At 41.1% G+C, this 20,543-nt stretch carries 17 protein-coding genes; 11 read left to right on the forward strand and 6 right to left on the reverse strand.

What is annotated here, in order from left to right:
- Positions 1-47 precede the first annotated feature (47 nt).
- Positions 48-1,367 (forward strand): dihydroorotase, encoded by a 1,320-nt coding sequence (locus GJB62_RS15760; RefSeq protein ID WP_114083117.1) that lies wholly within the window; start codon positions 48-50, stop codon positions 1,365-1,367.
- A 671-nt stretch (positions 1,368-2,038) separates the two neighbouring features.
- Positions 2,039-3,214, forward strand: coding sequence for a patatin-like phospholipase family protein (locus GJB62_RS15765; RefSeq protein ID WP_114083118.1), 1,176 nt, complete (start codon positions 2,039-2,041; stop codon positions 3,212-3,214).
- A gap of 647 nt (positions 3,215-3,861) precedes the next feature.
- On the opposite strand, the gene tsaE is transcribed toward GJB62_RS15765, so the two are convergent.
- On the reverse strand, positions 3,862-4,317 hold the full coding sequence (gene tsaE, locus GJB62_RS15770; RefSeq protein ID WP_114083119.1) for a tRNA (adenosine(37)-N6)-threonylcarbamoyltransferase complex ATPase subunit type 1 TsaE: 456 nt from the start codon (positions 4,315-4,317) through the stop codon (positions 3,862-3,864).
- A 7-nt stretch (positions 4,318-4,324) separates the two neighbouring features.
- On the reverse strand, positions 4,325-5,713 hold the full coding sequence (locus GJB62_RS15775) for a gluconeogenesis factor YvcK family protein (RefSeq protein ID WP_114083120.1): 1,389 nt from the start codon (positions 5,711-5,713) through the stop codon (positions 4,325-4,327).
- Positions 5,714-5,887: 174 nt separating this feature from the next.
- Between GJB62_RS15775 and ruvC the strand changes: the two genes are divergently transcribed.
- Both ruvC and GJB62_RS15785 read left to right on the forward strand, forming a co-directional pair.
- Positions 5,888-6,379: a crossover junction endodeoxyribonuclease RuvC gene (gene ruvC, locus GJB62_RS15780; protein WP_012411616.1), complete on the forward strand. Its 492-nt coding sequence runs from the start codon at positions 5,888-5,890 to the stop codon at positions 6,377-6,379.
- A gap of 53 nt (positions 6,380-6,432) precedes the next feature.
- On the forward strand, positions 6,433-7,428 hold the full coding sequence (locus GJB62_RS15785; RefSeq protein ID WP_114083121.1) for an ankyrin repeat domain-containing protein: 996 nt from the start codon (positions 6,433-6,435) through the stop codon (positions 7,426-7,428).
- 74 nt (positions 7,429-7,502) lie between these two features.
- Here GJB62_RS15785 and GJB62_RS15790 read toward each other — a convergent pair whose 3' ends face one another.
- From GJB62_RS15790 to GJB62_RS15805, 4 genes are all read right to left on the reverse strand, one after another.
- Positions 7,503-8,774, reverse strand: coding sequence for a lactate racemase domain-containing protein (locus GJB62_RS15790; protein WP_114083122.1), 1,272 nt, complete (start codon positions 8,772-8,774; stop codon positions 7,503-7,505).
- Positions 8,775-8,776: 2 nt separating this feature from the next.
- Positions 8,777-9,613, reverse strand: a complete 837-nt coding sequence (locus GJB62_RS15795) for an SDR family oxidoreductase (protein WP_114083123.1) — start codon at positions 9,611-9,613, stop codon at positions 8,777-8,779.
- A gap of 132 nt (positions 9,614-9,745) precedes the next feature.
- The gene (gene uxaC / locus GJB62_RS15800) at positions 9,746-11,164 is read right to left on the reverse strand and encodes a glucuronate isomerase (protein ID WP_114083124.1); all 1,419 of its coding nucleotides are present in this window, start codon (positions 11,162-11,164) and stop codon (positions 9,746-9,748) included.
- A 147-nt stretch (positions 11,165-11,311) separates the two neighbouring features.
- On the reverse strand, positions 11,312-12,340 hold the full coding sequence (locus tag GJB62_RS15805; protein ID WP_114083125.1) for a LacI family DNA-binding transcriptional regulator: 1,029 nt from the start codon (positions 12,338-12,340) through the stop codon (positions 11,312-11,314).
- Between the two features lie 175 nt (positions 12,341-12,515).
- Here GJB62_RS15805 and GJB62_RS15810 point away from each other — a divergent pair, with 175 nt between their 5' ends.
- From GJB62_RS15810 to GJB62_RS15840, 7 genes are all read left to right on the forward strand, one after another.
- Positions 12,516-13,001 carry a gluconokinase gene (locus GJB62_RS15810; protein ID WP_114083126.1) on the forward strand — a complete coding sequence of 162 codons (486 nt, stop codon included), beginning with the start codon at positions 12,516-12,518 and terminating at the stop codon, positions 12,999-13,001.
- Between the two features lie 137 nt (positions 13,002-13,138).
- Entirely contained in the window at positions 13,139-13,462 is a 324-nt protein-coding gene (locus GJB62_RS15815) for a DUF1815 family protein (RefSeq protein ID WP_114083127.1), read from the forward strand.
- A gap of 515 nt (positions 13,463-13,977) precedes the next feature.
- Entirely contained in the window at positions 13,978-14,874 is an 897-nt protein-coding gene (locus GJB62_RS15820) for an inositol oxygenase family protein (protein WP_114083128.1), read from the forward strand.
- Positions 14,875-15,606: 732 nt separating this feature from the next.
- Complete coding sequence (locus GJB62_RS15825; protein WP_114083129.1) at positions 15,607-16,611, forward strand: ABC transporter substrate-binding protein; 1,005 nt, start codon at positions 15,607-15,609, stop codon at positions 16,609-16,611.
- 38 nt (positions 16,612-16,649) lie between these two features.
- Complete coding sequence (locus GJB62_RS15830; RefSeq protein ID WP_114083130.1) at positions 16,650-17,672, forward strand: ABC transporter substrate-binding protein; 1,023 nt, start codon at positions 16,650-16,652, stop codon at positions 17,670-17,672.
- A 260-nt stretch (positions 17,673-17,932) separates the two neighbouring features.
- A complete protein-coding gene (locus GJB62_RS15835; protein WP_114083131.1) occupies positions 17,933-19,489 on the forward strand; it encodes a sugar ABC transporter ATP-binding protein in 1,557 nt (518 codons plus the stop codon).
- Positions 19,486-20,484: a ribose ABC transporter permease gene (locus GJB62_RS15840; RefSeq protein ID WP_114083132.1), complete on the forward strand. Its 999-nt coding sequence runs from the start codon at positions 19,486-19,488 to the stop codon at positions 20,482-20,484. The genes GJB62_RS15835 and GJB62_RS15840 overlap by 4 nt, the downstream gene beginning before the upstream one ends.
- Positions 20,485-20,543 lie beyond the last annotated feature (59 nt).

Here is a 20,543-nt window from a genome sequence, read left to right on the forward strand (position 1 = left end):
CATAGTTATCTGTAATATATAGCTCCCTGCCTAAAAAAGTTAGCCTTATGTCATCTCCACAAATTTTACTGATCCGTCGCGCTCGCATAGTCCTACCCAATGGTGAAATGATGATTGGGGATGTGTTGACCCGCGATCGCCAAATAGTCGAAGTTGCGCCAGAAATCTCCCAAACAGCAGTAGTCACTGAAATTGACGCAGAAGGGTTAACTTTGTTGCCGGGAGTGATTGATCCGCAGGTACATTTCCGGGAACCTGGACTAGAACACAAGGAAGATTTATTCACTGCCAGTTGTGCTTGCGCTAAAGGTGGAGTCACTTCTTTTTTAGAAATGCCTAATACGCGCCCCCTAACAACGACACAGCAAGCTTTAGACGACAAGCTAGAACGGGCCTCACAAAAGTCCTTGGTTAATTATGGCTTTTTTATTGGGGCAACAGCAGAGAATCTTCCAGACTTGCTTTTGGCCAAACCCACACCGGGAATTAAGATTTTCATGGGGTCGATGCACGGTCAGTTGCTGGTTGATGGTGAAACAGCATTGGAGACGATATTTGCTAAAGGCGATCGCTTGATTGCCGTTCATGCCGAAGACCAAGCTAGAATCAACCAACGCCGCCAAGAATTTGCCAACATTCACGATCCAGCCGTTCACTCACAAATTCAAGATAATCAAGCGGCTTTGTTGGCAACCCAACTGGCATTAAAACTTTCTCAAAAATATCACCGTCGTCTGCATATTCTCCATCTGTCAACAGCCGAAGAAGCAGATTTGCTGCGTCAAGAGAAACCTAGTTGGGTGACAGCAGAGGTAACGCCACAGCATTTGGTGTTGAATACCAGTGCTTATGAAAAGATTGGTACTTTAGCACAGATGAATCCACCTTTGCGATCGCCCCACGATAACGAAGTCCTTTGGCAAGCTTTACGCGATGGCGTGATTGATTTCATCGCTACAGATCACGCACCCCACACCTTAGAAGAAAAAGCTCAAGAATACCCCAATACTCCTTCAGGAATGCCTGGGGTGGAAACTTCCCTAGCTTTGATGTTAACTGCGGCGATGGAGGGAAAGTGTACTGTTTCCCAAGTTGTCAACTGGATGTCTAAGAATGTAGCTGTGGCTTATGGTATTCCCAATAAAGGAGCGATCGCACCTGGTTATGATGCTGATTTAGTGCTTGTAGATTTAAATACATACCGTCCAGTCCGGCGCGAAGAACTTTTAACCAAATGCCATTGGAGTCCATTTGAAGGCTGGAACCTCACCGGCTGGGCTACAACTACCATTGTCGGCGGTGAGATAGTTTACGAGAAAGGTCAAGTAAATACCCAAGTGCGGGGTCAAGCTTTAACTTTCTTGTAGCAAATGTTTATTTAAGCTTATGTAGTAGACAGATATTTATACATCAAAGCCATACTTGAATAGGCAAGATTTTCATCTATCCAGAGTTAAGACTAGACCAATGCGGTTTGGTTAAAGCTAAAAGACGAAAATCTTTGTTTTTCCTTCTTTACCCTTTTAACCAAAGGGTATTGACTTATTGCTGTATCAAAAATTGCAACATGAAACTCTGAATTTATTTATAAGTGTTTGAAGTCAAATCTTCAATAACTCCCTCCTTACGGCTATAAGATTAGCTATTTAATCTTCGTTTTCCCTACTTGGTGTCCTTCTCTAAGAGGTTGTTTGAAAAGTGTTTCGCTCTGACTTTAGGCACTTTTAGATCCCCCTAAATCCCCCTTAAAAAGGGGGACTTTGATTCCGGTTCCCCCATTTTTAAGGCTAGGGGGGATCTAGAACTTTCGATACCGATAAGGAGACTTTTAAAACATTATCTAACGAGACGTTGCGCCTACCTTTATGGGAAAGCAAGCTACGCGTAGCGTAGTGTCTCGTAGTGAAGGCGGTTCGTTAAATCCTACAGCTGGATAGGAGTAAACAAAATAAAACATATATGACCTTCATCCAGGTCATGTATTTCTCAGAAACTATGCCCGAAAAGATAACCAGAGAAATAATCAAGGAGAATTGCTATGTCCTTCAAAATTTTAGCTTTAGATGGTGGCGGTATTCGGGGAGTTATTGCAGCCCGAATGCTTAAACAAGTAGAACAAGAAATTAGAAACCAGGGTAAAGGGAACTTTTTACACGAATACTTTGACCTCATTGCTGGCACTTCTACTGGTTCAATATTGACAGGAGGGATTGCTGTAGGAAAGACAAGTGATGAACTTATTAAAATGTATATAGATAAAGGTAAAGATATCTTTTCGCCGAATAGAAAAGAACTCTATAAAAATTTGCCGTCCGTCATCAAATCAATTCTTGATGTATTTTCAGCATCTAAATATTCTCATGATGGAATTATTAGTGTCCTCAAAGATGCTTATAAATACACAAGAATAAAAGATGTTGAAAAACCTATTATCTTGATTTTGGCTTACGATACGCTATATCGCAATACAACCTTTTTTACAAACTGTCATCCCGATCTAGGAGACAGATGGTACGATGACTGTTATTTATGGGAGATATGTACCGCTTCTGCCTCTGCACCTACTTTTTTTCCGCCATATAAATTAGAACCTGTAGATAAAGAAAAGTTTGGCGATTGGGAATTTCCACACATTGATGGAGGAGTTTCTGCTAACAATCCCTGTCTTGCAGCTTTGAGTTTAGTTATGAGGATCAGCCAGTCTTCAGTATCTCCAGAAATAAAGCAAAAATATAACCTAAATAATCTGCGATTGGAAGATATTTCTATCCTTTCTATTGGCACAGGTCAAACTGGTGAACCATACCAATATAAGCAAATAAGTAAATGGAAAGGCTTAGACTGGGTACAAAATCTGACTAATATCTTTATGGAACCTACATCGGAGATTGATAGCACAATTTGCCGACAAATCATGGGTGGATACGAGTCTAAACGTTACTTGCGTCTTCAGTTTGAATTAAATGAGACATTTAAACCCAAGCCAAAAGAAACTTATAAAGATCCTCGGATTGTATTACCTCCAGAAGAGCGAAAAAACCGATTTACAGGCAAAAAAGTTACTCAAGAAATAGATAATACTAGTCCAGAGATTATTCAGCAGTTAATAGATACTACCTCGGCATTTATCGATCAAGGCCTTACGTACTATACCAGGGATGACTCTGGCTTACCGATAAAAAAAGCGATCGCTTCTTTCATTAGAGAAAACTAGTGCATCCACGTAGATATATTAATCTCAACTAACATAAGATAAAACATCTCGTATTTCTACGATAGTTATGTAGAAATACGAGATGTTTTATTTAAATCTGCTAAGAGTGATAATTACAGATGTCAATAGAAGAATTTATTGGTATTTACAATTACTTAAATTAATTTTTTAATTATTATATAAATCAGTATTATTGTGTATACATTGTGACTTTAGTTTGGGTATATTGAGTATAAGGAAAAGTTAGATAACTTTTAGATAGCTTGATGTTATTTAACTTTTTTCTACTAGCTTTGACTGCTAAATAATCCAGATTTGTTCTCTTAATGAGAGTAGAGAACCAATCAGATTAAATCAAGCTGACTAGGTGCTGCAAAACTCTCATTTAACCCAACAACAGTTTACCTTTTCTTAATTCATACACTATCTAAATCAGTTTTTTAACTGATTATTGCAGTAATAAAGCTGCTGTTACAAAAATTTTTCACTTATTTTGGGTTGAGATAACAATGTTAGTGATTTACAGTGGTGAGCGTGGTAGTGGCAGATAGAAGGAGTGTGAAGTTCTCCCTCAACTATTAGCAAAAATTTTTTAGTGTTGCGATCTAAAAAAGTGAAATCTCTTGTACTTCGGTCGGGATATGAGCTTAGATAGCAGCAATGGCTTCACTAAGGGCACAATTGAATGGTATAAGTTCGACTTGACGAGTACCCCCATCCCCATAAGTCAAACTCACACTTAGATAACTATCTGGTTTGTAGGGCAATCGTTCCGCCCATTCAACTGCCACAATTCCTGGTATGACCTCAATACCTTCCCAATAACTTTCTAAATTTAGGGCTGCAACTTCTTGTGGTTCTAAGCGATATAAATCTAGGTGGTAAAGGGGGAGCCGTCCTTCTGTGTACTCATTAATCAGGGTGAAAGTGGGACTGACAATAGATTCAGCAATTCCCAAACCCTTACCAATACCTTGAACTAAGGTAGTTTTACCAGCGCCTAAATCACCTTCTAGTAAAATTACACTGCCAGCAGTCAGGGATTGACCGAGAGTAATACCTAAGTGTAGCGTCGCCTCTGTATCTGCAAGAAAAATTTTCATAACCGAGTCAAGACGTGATACTTCTCCTTTTTCCATAATGACCTCTACCGTACCACCGCAACAACACTTGTGCTAGTTTCTGCGGATTGTGACGGACAAAACCCGTTTCATCTTCATATAAAACATTAGCTGCAACAATCCTTCGCCCTAGTTGAGTTACGGCTTCTCTATCTAGGAAAACGGGATGGGAGTTTTGTTCGGCGTAGCGGATGAGTGATTGCTCTGAGGGAGATTTTTTGTGGATTAGCACAGCATCAAATAGCCGTCTTTCCCCACAAGCAGCATCAATAGCTCTAATGTGATCTGCAACAGTGTAACCTTCAGTTTCTCCCGGCTGAGTCATGATATTGCAGATATAAATACGAGGGGCATCTGTTTGAGCGATCGCATCGGCAATTTCTGGTACTAATAAATTAGGAATGAGACTTGTATAAAGACTACCTGGCCCAATAATAATGTAATCAGCTTCTTTAATTGCCTTAATCGCTGCTGGCACTGCCGGCGGATTAGCTGGAATACAGCCAATTTTGACAATTTTCCCTCCAGCTTTAGGAATGCTAGACTCGCCCTCAATGCGGCGACCATCGGTTAATTCTGCCCAGAGGCGAACATCACTGAGAGTTGCCGGTAGTACTTGTCCCCGTACCGCTAGCACCTTAGAACTGGCTGCAACCGCTTGTTCTAAATCTCCAGTAATATCACTCATTGCCGTTAAAAACAAATTGCCAAAACTGTGACCCGTTAACCCATCTCCAGCTCGAAAACGGTATTGAAACAATTCTGTTAATAACTTTTCTTCATCTGCTAGTGCAGCCAAACAATTGCGAATATCCCCTGGTGGTAACACTCCAAATTCTTGACGCAACCGCCCAGAAGATCCACCATCATCGGCAACAGTGACAATAGCAGTAATATTAGCGCTGTAGGTTTTTAGTCCCCTCAACAACGTAGAAAGACCCGTACCACCACCAATTACTACTATTTTCGGGCCTCGGTACAATCGATGATGTGCCAGCAAGACATCGATGAGTTCTTCTCCGCCTTCTGCCCTTAGTACCTTAGTAATTGAGCCGACAGTGCGAGTTTGTCCCCAAAGCACTAACAGCAATCCCCCAAGCAGCACCAAAGGCCCACTGATATAGTTGGGTAAGATGTTGGTGATTACTCCAAGGAAACCCCTAAACAACTCGATCATCCAAAAAATTGGGGTCAGCTTAACCCAAATAGCTAACCCCAAACTCGCCAGCAGTACACCCCCAATACTTATCAACAACCAACGTTTTACCGATAGTCCAGGGGATAACCATTTGAACCACTGGTTAACCCGATAGGAAGTTCGAGAACGCGACTGCTTTTGCAGGGCGTTGAGGGCTTGTCTGAGAAAACCAATTGACATACCTGATTTACAGCAGTGCTACAAACAATAATTAACAGAAAATGTACACCACTTGGTTTTTAACACTAGGCGTGAAACTATTATATTTGTCAATTCCATTAGACTAAGAGCGAGTGGTCAAGATTGCCAGTATTCCTAGTTAAACAATACCCTGGTTTAGTAAAAGTGAATTGAATGGAAAAACGAATTTTAGGATTAGATCCAGGACTGGCAACTTTAGGGTTTGGGGTAATTACCTGCACCCAAATTGCCAACAAGGTGCCAGAAACTACAGTCAATATGCTGGATTTCGGGGTAATTAAAACGTCAGCAGATGTAGAAATGGGACTGAGGCTATGTACCTTGTTTGATGATTTACACACCGTGATGGAGGAATTTCAACCAGATTTGGTTGCGATCGAGAAACTATTCTTCTATCGGATGTCAAGTACAATTTTGGTTGCACAGGCGCGGGGTGTATTAATTTTGGTGTTGGGCCAACGTCGTCTTCCTTATGTAGAGTTTACTCCGGCTCAAATTAAGCAAGCTTTAACGGGATATGGCAATGCAGATAAGTTAGATGTGCAAGAGGCGGTAGCGCGGGAGTTAGATTTAGATGAAATTCCCAAGCCAGATGATGCTGCTGATGCTTTGGCGGTGGCTTTGACGGCTTCGTATCAGTTGTAAGTGTGTACGCAAACAATAAACTTTTTTACTAACTCGTCAAGTCCTTTACAAATATGTTTTACTCTGAAGGAAAACCCTGTTCAGCTCTACTTATTGCTGCTTATCATGGACATAAAGATATTGTAGAATTATTGGTTGCTGCTGGTGCTAGCGTTCATGTTGTAGATGGTTCGGGTGAAACACCCTTACACAAGGCATCTTCCGAGGGACATAGGGATGTAGTCGAACTTCTGATTACTAATGGAGCGCAGATCGATGCTGAAGCAAAAGATGGCTGCACTTCTTTATACCTAGCTGCTTGGAATCAGCATAAGGAGATTGCTCAATTTCTGTTAGATTGTGGTGCGGTTATGCAGCCAGAGATCGCGGTAATGCTTGGAGATGTTGAACTAGTCAAGCACTATCTCGATTCGGGTTTAGATGTCAATTCTTCCCTTGTAAAAGGATTAAACAAAGAGGAGTCATGGTTAATTGCAGCTATCATGGGTAGAAATAAAAATCTTATTGAACTTCTCCTAAACTGTGGAGCAAACGTTAATCAGAAGATGAAATCTAAAAACGTTTCCCCACTACATCGTGCATCTGCTACAGGTTGCCTAGATATTTGTAAGCTTCTAATAGCTCATGGTGCAGATGTTAACGCTCTTGGTGAACATGGTAAGACTCCTCTACATTTGGCAACCCAGCTTGGACATCAAAATATCACAGAACTTTTGTTGGACTGTGGGGCTAATGTTAATGCCCTAGATGGATCAAAAAGTAGTCCACTCTTTGAAGCTGCCCGACATTACGATCTAAGTCTAGTGCAGTCTCTTTTAGATCGCGGTGCAGAAGTTAATGTAATAGACGATCAAAGTTGGACACCTCTGTTGCGTGCTTTTCAGCAGTCAGGTAATGATGAAATTATCAGAGTTCTTGTTATGTATGGTGCTGATGTTAATGTTCGAGCTTTGAGGGGAGAAAGTCCGCTTCATATAGCTGTTGCTCAGAGGAACAAAGATATGGTTGAGTTACTGTTAGCTCATGGTGCACGAGAAGGTTTAGAGTGAGATAAGTTAAGTGGGTAAGAATAAATCAAACTATGTAAATCAATTAAATTGTTTTATATTAAAGGTTAAAGGCATCAGCTCTCAATACAAACCTTTACACGGTATAACATCTCGCCAGCCTTCGGTACAAGTAAGATACCTTCATCCTCACGGTTAGCCCATTCTGTGGGTCTAATGGTAGCTGGATCGCGATAGTTTAAATTATGAGCAGCACAGCGTTCAGCAGAAATACCAGTGGCTAAAGTGACGCGAATCCGCGCTTGTTCCCCTTCTATAAAATCAAATGTACCCATACCTTTTAAGTGAGTGCTATGAGCCAGCACTCCACCGGGATAGGCTTGAAATTTATCCCACTGCTTGAGGAAATAATCGCGTACATGGTAGCCAATTTGAGACAGAATTTCACTGTGTGTGTAGCTAAACTCAGTAATGTGAGGGGCATATATAATTACTTCGCCTCCGTCAGCCACTACTGGCTCTAGCTTGTACATTCCTTTTGCGGCCGTCCAAATGTCATCATACATTTCGGGCATTACTGAAAGCACTTGTTTAAAAGGCTGATTTACATAAGTAATATGCAGTTTGTCGGATAATTTTGCGGCGGCTTCCCAGGCTGACTCTGGTTTATCTATGTAAAGTCCTGCTAGCTGATTTGTTTTGGGTGCAACCACCATCGCCAAGCAAAGTTTCGGTGTAGAAATTAGGTTAGCGGCTCGGTTAATCAAGCGCCGAACTGGTGTTATTCCCGATGTACCAATGATTTCGTAACTGGTTATTAAAGCACCTAACCAATGGGATATATCAATTACTTCCTGACCACCAATGCCAGGAAAAAAATATTTATTTCCACCAGAAAAACCGACAACTTCGTGGGGAAAGACAGGGCCGCAAATCATTATTAGATCGTACTGTGTTACAAGCTTGTTAACCCTGACTTCAACGGACTGATGTAGCATTCCCCGGCTAATTTCTGCTATCTCATCTGCCGAAATTACTCCACAGGAAATAAAGGTATCTGGCTCATTCCACAGGTGGTTAAATATGCGAACTTCTTTAAAGGTTGTCTCTCGCTCTTTTGGTGTCACCCCCACTAGGTGATTAATCTGTTCTTCACTCATAGGATTATGTGTACCCAGAGCGATCAAAAAATCTAGAGCCGGAACTCTTTTACCCAACTCCTGATGCAGCAATCGAAACATTTGCGGTATGGGAGCAGTGCGGGTACTATCTGGAATTAATACTAAGATACGCTGTCCATCTAATTGACGATCTGCCAAAGCTTGATGAACTAGCCCAGAAATTTGCTCGTCGGAAAGTGTTCCGTTAGTTACAGCTAGTGAATACATAATTAAACTCCACTGTAGATACTAAATCCACCATCTACCGGCACGACTACCCCATTTACAAAACTAGAACCAGAACTGCATAACCAAATCAAGGTACTGAGTAATTCGTCCGGTTTTCCGAAGCGTCCGGCGGGGGTATGCTCGATGATTTTCTGCCCGCGCACGGTCAAACTGCCATCTGGATTTAGGAGTAAATCTCGATTTTGTTCTCCAATAAAGAAACCTGGGGCGATCGCATTTACTCGCATTCCATCCCCATACTTCTGGGCAAGTTCGACGGCTAACCAACGAGTAAAGTTATCTATCCCGGCTTTAGCGGCTGAGTAGCCAACCACTCGACTAATCACTCGGATAGCTGACATAGAAGAAATATTGACAATACAACCGTGGGGCTGTTTTTTTTCAACCATTGCTTGACCAAAAACTTGGCTGGGGAGTAGAGTACCGAGTAAGTTTAGGCTAACTACTTCCTCAAAGGCTGCGTGTGGCATATCAAAAATAGTCGCATCAGGGGTAATTGTGGCAGCCGGAATATTACCGCCAGCCGAGTTTACCAAGATGTCTATTTGACCCCAACGCTGTATGATTTTATCTCTGGCTATTTCTAATTGGGAGCGATCGCTAATATCTGCCAGTACAGCTATGCTTTCTCCACCGTTAGCAGTAATATCAGCTACTACCGCACTTGCCCGTGCTTCATTGCGGCCTAGAACGACTACTCGCGCTCCAGCAAGGGCTAAACCTCGCGCCATAGCTCCACCAAGTACGCCAGAACCGCCTGTGACTACTGCTACCTGCTCTTTTAGGCTAAAAAGTTTATTCAAAATTAAGTCTGGCATTAATTGATTGTCCTGGTTATTTCAATTGGGAGTTAAAAAAATTTAATATTTAAACGCAAAGGAGCGCAGAGGTAAGCGCAAAGGTACGCAGAGGGAAAAGAGAGATTTTAGGAGTGATTTTGGAGAATTGTATTAGTCCAGTTTGTAAGCACTTTTAGCAAGGTCGTAAGCTAAGGCGCGGGCTATATCATACCCTTCCTCTTCGTCAACTAATCCCCGTGTTACTAATCCAGCTAACCAATTACAAGCTACCCGCCGCCAAACATTATGACGGGCTGGAATAGAAACGAAAGCGCGAGTATCATCGTTAAACCCAGCAGTATTGTAAATTCCGGCTGTTTCCATTACCTGATTGAAGTAGCGTTCCATGCCATTTACGCTGTCGTGAAACCACCAAGGCGGCCCGAGCAAAATAGTAGGATAATGACCAGCTAAAGGAGCCATCTCTCGGCTGTAAGTGCTTTCATCCATACCAAAAATAATTAAACGGAAGCGCTGATCGTTCCCATAAGCTGACAATAATGGGTGTAGATTTCGAGTCCATTCTATATTTAGCGGAATATCAGCACCTTTATCAGATCCAAATCTCTCAAACAGAGCCGGGTTATGGTTACGCATAACACCACAATGCATTTGCATCACCAAACCATCTTCTACACTCATCCGAGCCATTTCCATGAATATATGACCGGTAAACTGCTCCACATCTCCTGGATTCAGTTTGCCGATTAATGCTCTAGCAAAGATAGCTTCTGCTTCTTGGTCGGAAAGACGTGTGGTATAAGGTGTAGCTGCACCTTGATCGGTAGCTGTTGCACCCATTTTTTTAAAGAAAGTGCGACGTTCTTCTAGAGCTTGTACAAAAGTAGCGTAACTGCTAATTTCTCTACCGATACTGCTTTCCAATTTGGTCAGATTTTCCCGCCAACCAGGAGCATCTAGGTTAACTACTGCATCTGGTCGAAAAGTCGGTCTAATTTGAGTGAAACCTTCTTCGTGGAGCGATCGCAGATTCTCTAGGTTATCACTGGCTGCATCGGTAGTACAAAGCACTTCGATGTTAAAGCGTTTGAATAAAGCACGAGGGGAAAACTCAAGTAAGGCTAATAAACCTTCCAGATAATCATAGATACGTCCAGCATTGCGAGAATTTAATGGTTCATCCACCCCAAAGACATTAGTTAGTTCGTCTTTGAGCCACAACCCTGATGGAGTACCTTGGAATAAATAAAAATGTTCGGCGAACAATTGCCAGATTTTCCGGTGGTCGGTTTCTGCTGGTGCATCATGAGCAGGTATACCTAAAGCTTCCAGAGGAACGCCCCGACTATAAAGCATCCGTAAAATGTAGTGGTCAGGGATAATAAATAATTCAGTTGGTGAACCAAAACGGGCTGCTGGATTAGCTAACAGGGCTGGATCTACGTGCCCGTGTGGGCAGACCAAAGGTAATGCAGATATGCTGTCAAAGAATTGATGGGCTAGTCGTCTTTGAACTGGTTCTGGAGAAAAACAGCGATCGTGAGATAAAACCGGTTTTTTGGTTAACATATTTTTTGTTTGGTCAAAATTTTTAGTTTTACTGAGTGTTAATAAGGATTTGTCTTACGCAGAGTTGTCCATTTTGAAACATTTTCTCTTGTAGGTTTAGTCTAATTACACAAAAACTACAGTTTTCAAGATAGACACGATTTCAAATTACTTTATTAATCTTGCACTACTACCACGCTCTACTAGAAAAGGAGATAAAACGCGGTTTTCCACAGTTTTTTCTTCTAATAAATCAAGTAACATTTGCATGGCATAGCCACCAATTTCTAACATCGGCTGGCTGACTGTTGTAAGTGTCGGTGTAACATAACTACCTAAAGCAATACCATCAAATCCAACCAGGCTTAAATTTCGTGGTACTAAAATACCTAGTTCTTGGCAAGCTAAAAGAGCGCCAACTGCCACCATATCGTTGTAACAAAAGATGCCTGTTACCTCAGCAGTCAAAAGTTTAGATAGCATGTTTTGTCCAGTGGCGACATCGCTGATTCTGGTATCATATTCATCACTAATTGCAACCCAATCAGGATTTTGTGGTAGACCAGCTTCAGCAAGAGCCATTTGATATCCTTCTAGGCGCTGGCGGTTTGACCTGCTGCGATCGCTTACACCCAAATAACCAATGCTGGTGTGTCCCAAACTTATTAAATGCTCTGTGGCTAATCTCGCACCTAAGCGATCGTCTATTGCCACTGAGTGAAATATTTCCGATTGATCTTCGGTCTGGCTGTTAATTAAAACTGTTGGTACAGCAATTTGGGTTAGCTGCTTTACATGCTGTTTACTAATTCGTGAGTCGGCTATTAAGATTCCGTCTACTCTCCGGCGATGAAAGGTATCAATAGCTGCCATTTCCTGCTCAAAATCTCGGTGTGAAGCACTTAACAAAACACTCAATCCGGCTGGTCTGGCTATCTGTTCAATGCCGTCTACTACTTCAGCAAAAAAGGGATCTGCAATGGAAGTTACTACTACACCAATGGTATTAGTACGTTTATTTTGCAAACTTTGAGCTATAGCATTTGGCACATAGTTCATCTCCTGCGCCAGCTGCTTAATTTCTTCTCGCACTTTTGGGCTAATGAGAGCATTATCTCGCAAAGCACGTGAAACTGTGGAATGAGAAACACCTGCTCTCCGAGCGATATCTTCAATTGAAATTCTTCGTTTATTCATTTTTTAGTTTAGATTTTAAAATAATGCACACGTGTGCATTTGTATGTATTATAGAAAATAATGGTTATTTGTCAAGAGATTTTAATACAACTCATATTTTGCATACAAAAATTCAATAGTCTTACTTCCTGCCTCCTGTCCCTTACCTCAATAACTTAACTTTTCTTCAAAAAATATGATTATTATCGTCATGGGTGTATCTGGTTCTGGTAAAACCACTATAGGAAAACTGCTAGCAGACTCTTTAGGCTGGGAGTTTAGTGATGCTGATAGTTTCCACTCACCAGAGAATGTTGAGAAAATGCGGCGCGGTATCCCGTTGACTGAAGCTGACAGGATGCCTTGGTTGCAAGATTTGCAAGCAGCCATCAAACATTGGCTGCAAGAAAATAAAAATGTCGTGCTGGCGTGTTCGGCTTTAAAAGACAGCTATCGGCAATTTTTGGTATCGGATAGCGTTCGCACTAAGTTAGTTTACCTCAAAGGCTCTTATGAGTTGATTCAAATACGGTTAAAAGAACGTAGCAATCATTACATGAGCGAAAAACTTCTCAATAGCCAGTTTGATACTCTCGAAGAACCATTAGATACGATATCTATGGATGTTGCACAACCACCCCAGATCATTGTCCAGAATATTAGAACGGCTTTGAGACTTTAGCTGATTGGTTAAAACCGTAAGGTTAAGATTAATCACGTCTCTACGAAAACACGAACTTTTGGCAACTAAATACGTCGGATGTAAGTCTAAAGAAGTTTTAAAAGCAACCACATAACTGTAGTGGTAGGAGAAAACTAGTGTTTCTAAGATTAGCGCAACAACATCAAGAATTCGTTCAAGACTTGGTAATGAACCTACAAGCCTTGACAATTATTCTTGAGCGGCGTGGGTATTCTGCCTCATGTTATACGTGCGGCGACCAAATGAAGAGTGCTTCATTTATGGTTAGCCTACGAGAAAAGCATCTGATTCGTTTTGTAGTGTCTGATTACGGAATTACTTGGATGGAATTATGGGACGATCGCGAATTAATGAAGTTGGAGGGTGCAGAAGCAATAAAACAATTGCAAGAGTTGGCTAATATTATCAAGTATTCGCACACCATACAATTGACAACTTAACACTCCTCTAGGTAAAACCGACAAAAAACTTAATATAGATTTTACACAGGTGTGTATAAAGCTATTTATTCAAAAATCTATCCAACAGATGAATTATCTATTAGTATAAACTTATTCCTACACAGATCGCATAAGTACTTGATTTTAAGTCTGCGCTCTAAATTTCGTGTACTTTATCAATACTTTTGTCTAATCCCGATTGGATTGTAAAAAACGCTTGACGAAGTGTGTTGTACACAGTTTTGCAGATGGAAAAGAAACTTAACACACGTCTCTGCACACGTGTGCAAAAATAAATCAATTACAGCTTTTGCACACCTGTGCATAAATGGATTCCCAAAGTCCGATTTAGAAAATCAATACCGACAAGTAACAAGATATGTCTCCAATACTTGTCGGAAAAGGGGAAAAGGGGAAAAGGGGAAAGGGGAAGGGGAAAGAAAAAACCTTTATCCTTTAACCTTTTCCCCAAGCCCAATTCCGAGTTAAAAATCCTTAACCGAGCAGTATTGGATATGTCTCAGATTTTAAAGAATTCCATCGAACAAGCTCAAAACAACCCCTTACATTCGCTAGAAGAGTGGGAAGAAGACTTACTCAATCGCTATCCCAATCCAGACAGCATAGTTAAAGAAGGTAAAACCACCGAAGAGTATAGGAATTACCAAACGCCTACTAGAGATACGGTGAAAGAATTTTATCGGTTAAATCATATTAATCAGACATATAATTTTGTACTTGAGAAAGAAAAGAATTTTCTCAAGTTTGATAAGAAAGAAATGTCTGTTTGGAATGCGGTTGAATTTTTGAATCAATTAGTAGATGATTCAGATCCTGATACAGATATGGATCAGCTACAGCATTTATTGCAAACATCAGAAGCCATTCGCGCTGATGGTCATCCTGATTGGATGGTACTTACTGGCTTCTTTCACGATCTGGGGAAGGTGCTTTGTCTATTTGGTGAGCCTCAATGGGCTACTGTAGGTGATACTTATCCAGTGGGTTGTGCATTTTCTGATAAAATTGTTTTCTCGGAATTTTTCAAAGACAACCCTGATTACAATAATCCCAATTACAACACTAAATATGGTATTTATGAGCCGAATTGTGGATTGAGTAATGTACATATTTCATGGGGGCATGATGAGTATTTATATCAAATAATGAAAAACTATTTGCCTGAATCGGCGTTGTATATGCTTCGCTATCACTCATTTTATCCTCAACACCGCGAAAACGCATATAACCATTTGATGGATAATCACGATCGAGAAATGTTTAAATGGGTGAATTTATTCAATCCTTATGATTTGTATTCAAAAAACCCTACTCCTCCCGATTGGCAAAACTTAAGACCATACTATGAGGATTTAGTGGCTAAATATCTACCCACGACGTTAAAGTTTTAAACTGCTGACACTCAATTACTAGCTATTGCTGTGCGCTAAAAAATCTCAATTTTTATAGGAGATGCTAGGAGCAGTTAATCAATTTCAGGTTTGGGATTTTAGATTAACCTATATCTATAGATTGGTGCTGAAAACTAGTTTGAAGCTTAGAATTTGAAATCTTTCAACTGCATTATCTAAAATCTAAAACTGTTTATCCTCCGAGCTGAATTATGATATTTCAATCTGAAAATGTTAAGTTTTTTGAATTTACTTAATCTTAAAAATACTTAACATTTTCCAGCAATAGAATTCCAAGAATTTTAACTAAAGATAGATTAAAAATCTTTCTTTGTTTTGTAACATTTAATAACTAAAACTCATTTTGGTACTAAGGAAGGATAAACTCATAAAAAGACAAGCAGACGTTTTCAAGTCGAATAATATCCTTTTCTAAAAATTTTGCGGAAAAGGTAGTTTCAATCCAGGCACATTAAAAAAGCATTTTCACCAAAAAATAGTGTGATTTCATGACGTTATGTAATCGTCATAAGTTTGCTTTAAAAATAAAATTTTTTAGTGAATTGGAATGAATAGCAGCAACTCAAATCACATCAGTTTGCAAGATATTAAATAAGAGTTGAAAATGCCAAATCCTGTAGAAATATTAGGTAATGTCTGATTATTTTAGACATATTTAATATTCTGCCGACCTTGATCAAATTTAAATTCGTTGTTAAAAATAAGACAAAGATGAAGACAATTGCGCTCATAGTTGGCATATTAGGTTTCACTTTTGTGAGCTGCACAAATAGCGCTCCAAATGATAACTCTGCTGCTAATGTTACTAATACTGCTACCAACACTAGTTTAGAGACTAAAGTTAATAGTCCAAATAGAAAATTGCAAACAATTGGTGTTGCCTTGGGTGACTTGGGAAACCCTTTCTATAATGCAGTGCAGAAGGGTGCAGAGACAGAAGCTAAGAGAATTGGCGGTAATATTAGAGTGAATGCGGTTTCTAGTGGTTTTGATTTGAACCAACAAAGCAACCAAATCGAAAATTTTACTGCTGCAAATACTGATTTAATTATCCTCAGCGCTGTTGATAAAAAAGGAGTTAAACCGGTAATTGACCAAGCAAGGCTGGCAGGTAAGGTTGTCATTGCAGTAGATTCAGCCGTTGATGCAGACGTAGATGCAATGATTAGCTCCAACAATACGCAAGCTGGTGAGATTGCTTGTCAATATATTGCCGATCGCATCAAAGGTCAAGGTAGTGTAGTCATCCTCAACGGTACGCCGATGGATTCAATCAATCAGCGAGTCAGTGGTTGTGAAAAGTCATTATCCAAATATCCTGATATCAAACTCATCTCTAAAGACCAAAACGCCGAAGGGACAAGGGATGGAGGTTTGAGAGTAATGAGTGATTTACTTACAACCTTTCCCAAAATAGATGCCGTTTTTGCCACGAACGATCAAAGCGGTGTGGGTGCAGACTTAGCCGCAAGACAAGCAAAACGCAAAGAATTTTTTATTGTTGGGGTTGACGGTTCGCCAGATGCAACCAAAGCAATGGAAGACAAAGATGGTGTATTTGCTGCAACTGCGGCGCAAAATCCCGCAGGGATGGCTGAAAAAGCGGTTCAGATTGGCAACGATATCATCCAGGGTAACAAACCTGAGTCACCTGACATTCTGATTCCAGTCAACTTGGTTACTAGAGATAACCTCAGCAGCTACAAAGGCTGGTAAGTAAGAAAAATTTAATTAACTTTAGGAAATAGATAAATATGAAAAGGATTGCGATCGCAGCTAGCATACTAGGTATCATCAGTGGTGGGGTTGTCGGCTGTACAAATGCTTCTCCCGATAACAACAGTGCTACTAACCCTGAGACAAAACCTGCTACAAATACTAGTGCCGAGACTAAAACTGCCACTGGGAATTCCAAATTACGATCAGTTGCCTTCACCGTTGGCGATTTAAGTAACCCTTTCTTTGTCCTCATGGGACAAGCAACTGAGGCAGAAGCCAAGAAAATTGGCGGTAAAGATGTCAATGTAACTGTAGTTTCCAGCGCTTACGATCTGAATCAACAATCCAATCAAATTGAAAATTTCACTGCTTCCAATACTGACATTATTATCGTCAATGCTGCTGATAAAAGTGGCATTAAACCAGCAATTGAAAAAGCGAAACAAGCTGGTAGAATTGTCATTGCGGTAGATACTGGTGCTGAAGGAGGCGTGGATGCCACCATCACTACTAATAATGTTCAAGCTGGAGAAGTTAGTTGTAAATATATTGCCGATCGCCTCAAAGGTAAAGGCAATGTAGTAATAGTTAATGGCCCGCCAGTAGACTCGGTGATTCAGCGAGTTAGTGGCTGCGAGAATGTACTGTCTAAATATCCCGATATCAAAATCCTCTCCAAAAACCAGAATGCAGAAGGGAGTCGGGATGGAGGACTAAGAGTTATGACTGATTTGCTGACAACCTTCCCGAAAATTGATGCGGTTTTTGCCATCAACGATCCGAGTGGAGTTGGTGCAGAACTAGCAGCAAACCAAGCACAACGTAAAGATTTCTTTATTGTCGGGGTTGATGGTGCGCCAGAAGCAATCACTGCGATCGCAGCTAAAGATAGTATATATGCTGCTACCGCTACTCAAAATCCGCGAGGGATGGCTGAAAAAGCAGTTCAGGTTGGAAACGACATTTTAAATGGGAAAAAACCTACTAATCCCACCATTTTGATTCCAGTTAAGCTGATCACAAAAGATAATGTCAGCACAGAAAAAGGCTGGAAATAATAACAATTGTAAATTCGCAATTAAGAGTTATGTCTAAGCTGAATTGAGTCTTTTGATACATTGACATAGTTTTTGCACATACCCATGATGTATATATGTGCATTTGTAGAAAGTTCTGAATATTGCCTTTCAATATTCAGAACTTTCCAAAATAGCAATCGCTTTTTAAAACATGATTTTGTGATAATTTTAATTTCACATCAGCGATGAATTTATAACTTTCAATTGCGAATTTTAAATTCTTTTTACAGGAGATGTTCATGACAACAAATATTGAAACCTCATTTCCTGATGCACCAACCACCACCCCTGTATTAGAAATGCAAGGGATTACCAAACGATTTCATGGTGTATCTGCGCTCCAAAATGTTAATCTCACGATTTATCCAGGAGAAGTTCACGCCCTCATGGGTGAAAACGGAGCAGGCAAAAGCACATTGATGAAAATCCTGGCAGGCGCTTACATTGCCGATGAAGGAGAAATTCGCATCAATGGTCAACCCCTGAAAATTACCGATCCGGCAACAGCACGTAAGGCGGGAATTAATCTTATTTATCAAGAATTGAACGTTGCGCCTAATTTAACCGTTACCGAAAATATGTTTATGGGTAGCGAGTTGCGGCGAGGTCAATTTTTAGACCGCAAAGCGATGCAACTGGAAGCAGAGCAAGTGTTAGATAGCTTGGGAGCGAATTTTACCGCCCAGACTATAGTTGGTACTTTATCCATCGCAGAACAGCAACAAGTCGAAATTGCCAGGGCGCTGAAAGATAAAAGCCGCGTTTTGGTGATGGATGAGCCAACAGCAGCCCTATCTGACCGCGAGAGCGACCATTTATTCGAAGTAATTCGCAAACTACGGAGTGATGGCATTGCGATTATTTACATCAGTCATCGTATGGAAGAAATCTATGCTTTAGCTGACCGGATTAGCGTACTGCGCGATGGTCAATATATTGGTAGTCTCACACGCAGCGAAATTTCTCCACAGCGATTGGTGCGGATGATGGTTGGTCGCTCCATGCAAGACTTTTACGAACATCAACGGCAAATGAATCCTGGGCCGGTGGTGCTAGAAGTCAGAAATATGAGCGATGCTCGCAAGAAGATTGAGCCGGCTAGCTTTGAACTTCATGCAGGGGAAATTCTCGGTTTAGCGGGGTTAGTTGGTGCAGGACGCACAGAACTATCGCGGCTGATTTTTGGTGCTGACCGCAAAGCCAGTGGTGAAGTATTTTTAAATGGCAAAAAACTAGAAATTAATACGCCCAGTGATGCGATCGCTGCGGGAATTGGCTACGTCCCAGAAGACCGCAAAGACCAAGGTTTATTTCTAGAGATGAGCGCCCGCAAGAATATTGCTATCAACACACTCAAGCAGGATGCAAGGGGTGGAATTGTTAACTGGCCTTCAGTGAATCGGTTGTCAACAGAGGCAGTAGAAAACTTTAATATTCGTCTAGCCAATTTGGAAATTAGAGCGTTGGATCTTTCTGGTGGAAATCAACAAAAGCTACTGCTAGCGCGTTGGTTAGCCATTAAACCGAGAGTACTGATGTTAGATGAGCCGACACGCGGCGTAGATATCGGTGCTAAAAGCGAAATTTACCGAATTATGAGCGAATTGGCAGCACAAGGTGTTGCTATTTTAATGGTTTCCAGCGAACTATCAGAGATTGTCGGTATGAGCGATCGCGTCTTGGTGATGCGAGAGGGACAACTGGTAGGTGAACTGGACGGCAGCCTTGGCAAAGAAATCACCCAAGAAAAGATTATGCACTACGCAACTGGAGCATCGGAGGTATCAGCATTATGAGTCAGACAGTCAGACCGCCTATCAATAAATCAGCCAACAATCCCGCAGCTCGCAACCGGAAATCAATCAGCACTCTGCTGGAAGTTGCGGGTATTCTGCCAATTCTAGTAATTATCTGCATCTTATTTGCATTTCTTTCTCCCAACTTTCTCACCGGCGGTAATATCGTCAATATCTTGCGTCAGGCATCAATCAATATTGTGCTGGCGACAGGAATGACCTTTGTAATTCTCACCGGTGGTATTGACCTATCAGTTGGGTCAATATTGGCCGTTTCTGCCGTAGTTGGACTGCTGGTATCGCTACTGCCAGCTTTAAGTTGGGCGGCTGTACCTGCTGCATTGCTGGCAGGATTGCTTTTAGGCTTAGTCAACGGCGCTCTCATTACCTTCTTAGATGTGCCACCTTTTATTGTGACGTTGGGTTCACTTACAGCCTTGCGGGGTGTGGCATTTTTGATTGCCAAAGGGACAACGCTGATTAACCGGGACATCAATTTTGCTTGGGTGGGTAATAGTTACGTCGGGCCTCTGCCGTGGTTAGTAATCATTGCACTACTGACTGTAATCGCTAGCTGGTTTGTGCTGCGGCAAACAGTTTTAGGAGTGCAGATATATGCCGTAGGTGGTAACGAACGGGCAGCCAGATTAACTGGGATTAAAGTTAATCGTGTCTTGCTATTTGTCTATGGTATTAGCGGATTACTGGCAGGTTTAGGAGGAGTCATGAGCGCCAGCCGTCTATATAGTGCCAGTGGCATATTGGGTCAAGGTTACGAATTAGATGCGATCGCTGCTGTTATTCTAGGTGGAACCAGCTTCACAGGTGGTATTGGTACCATTGGCGGCACACTTCTCGGTGCATTAATTATTGCTATTCTCAACAACGGTTTAACTCTGTTGAACCTATCTTACTTCTGGCAACTAGTCGTCAAAGGACTAGTAATTATTTTGGCAGTCATGATTGACCGACTCCGCAGACGTTCTAGACGTTGAAAAAGAGGCAAGGGAGCAGGGGAGGCAGGAGAAGCATAACTATTGGTTATTAAGTAATT

It is taken from the genome of Nostoc sp. ATCC 53789, assembly GCF_009873495.1.
Classification (GTDB): Bacteria; Cyanobacteriota; Cyanobacteriia; order Cyanobacteriales; family Nostocaceae; genus Nostoc; species Nostoc muscorum_A.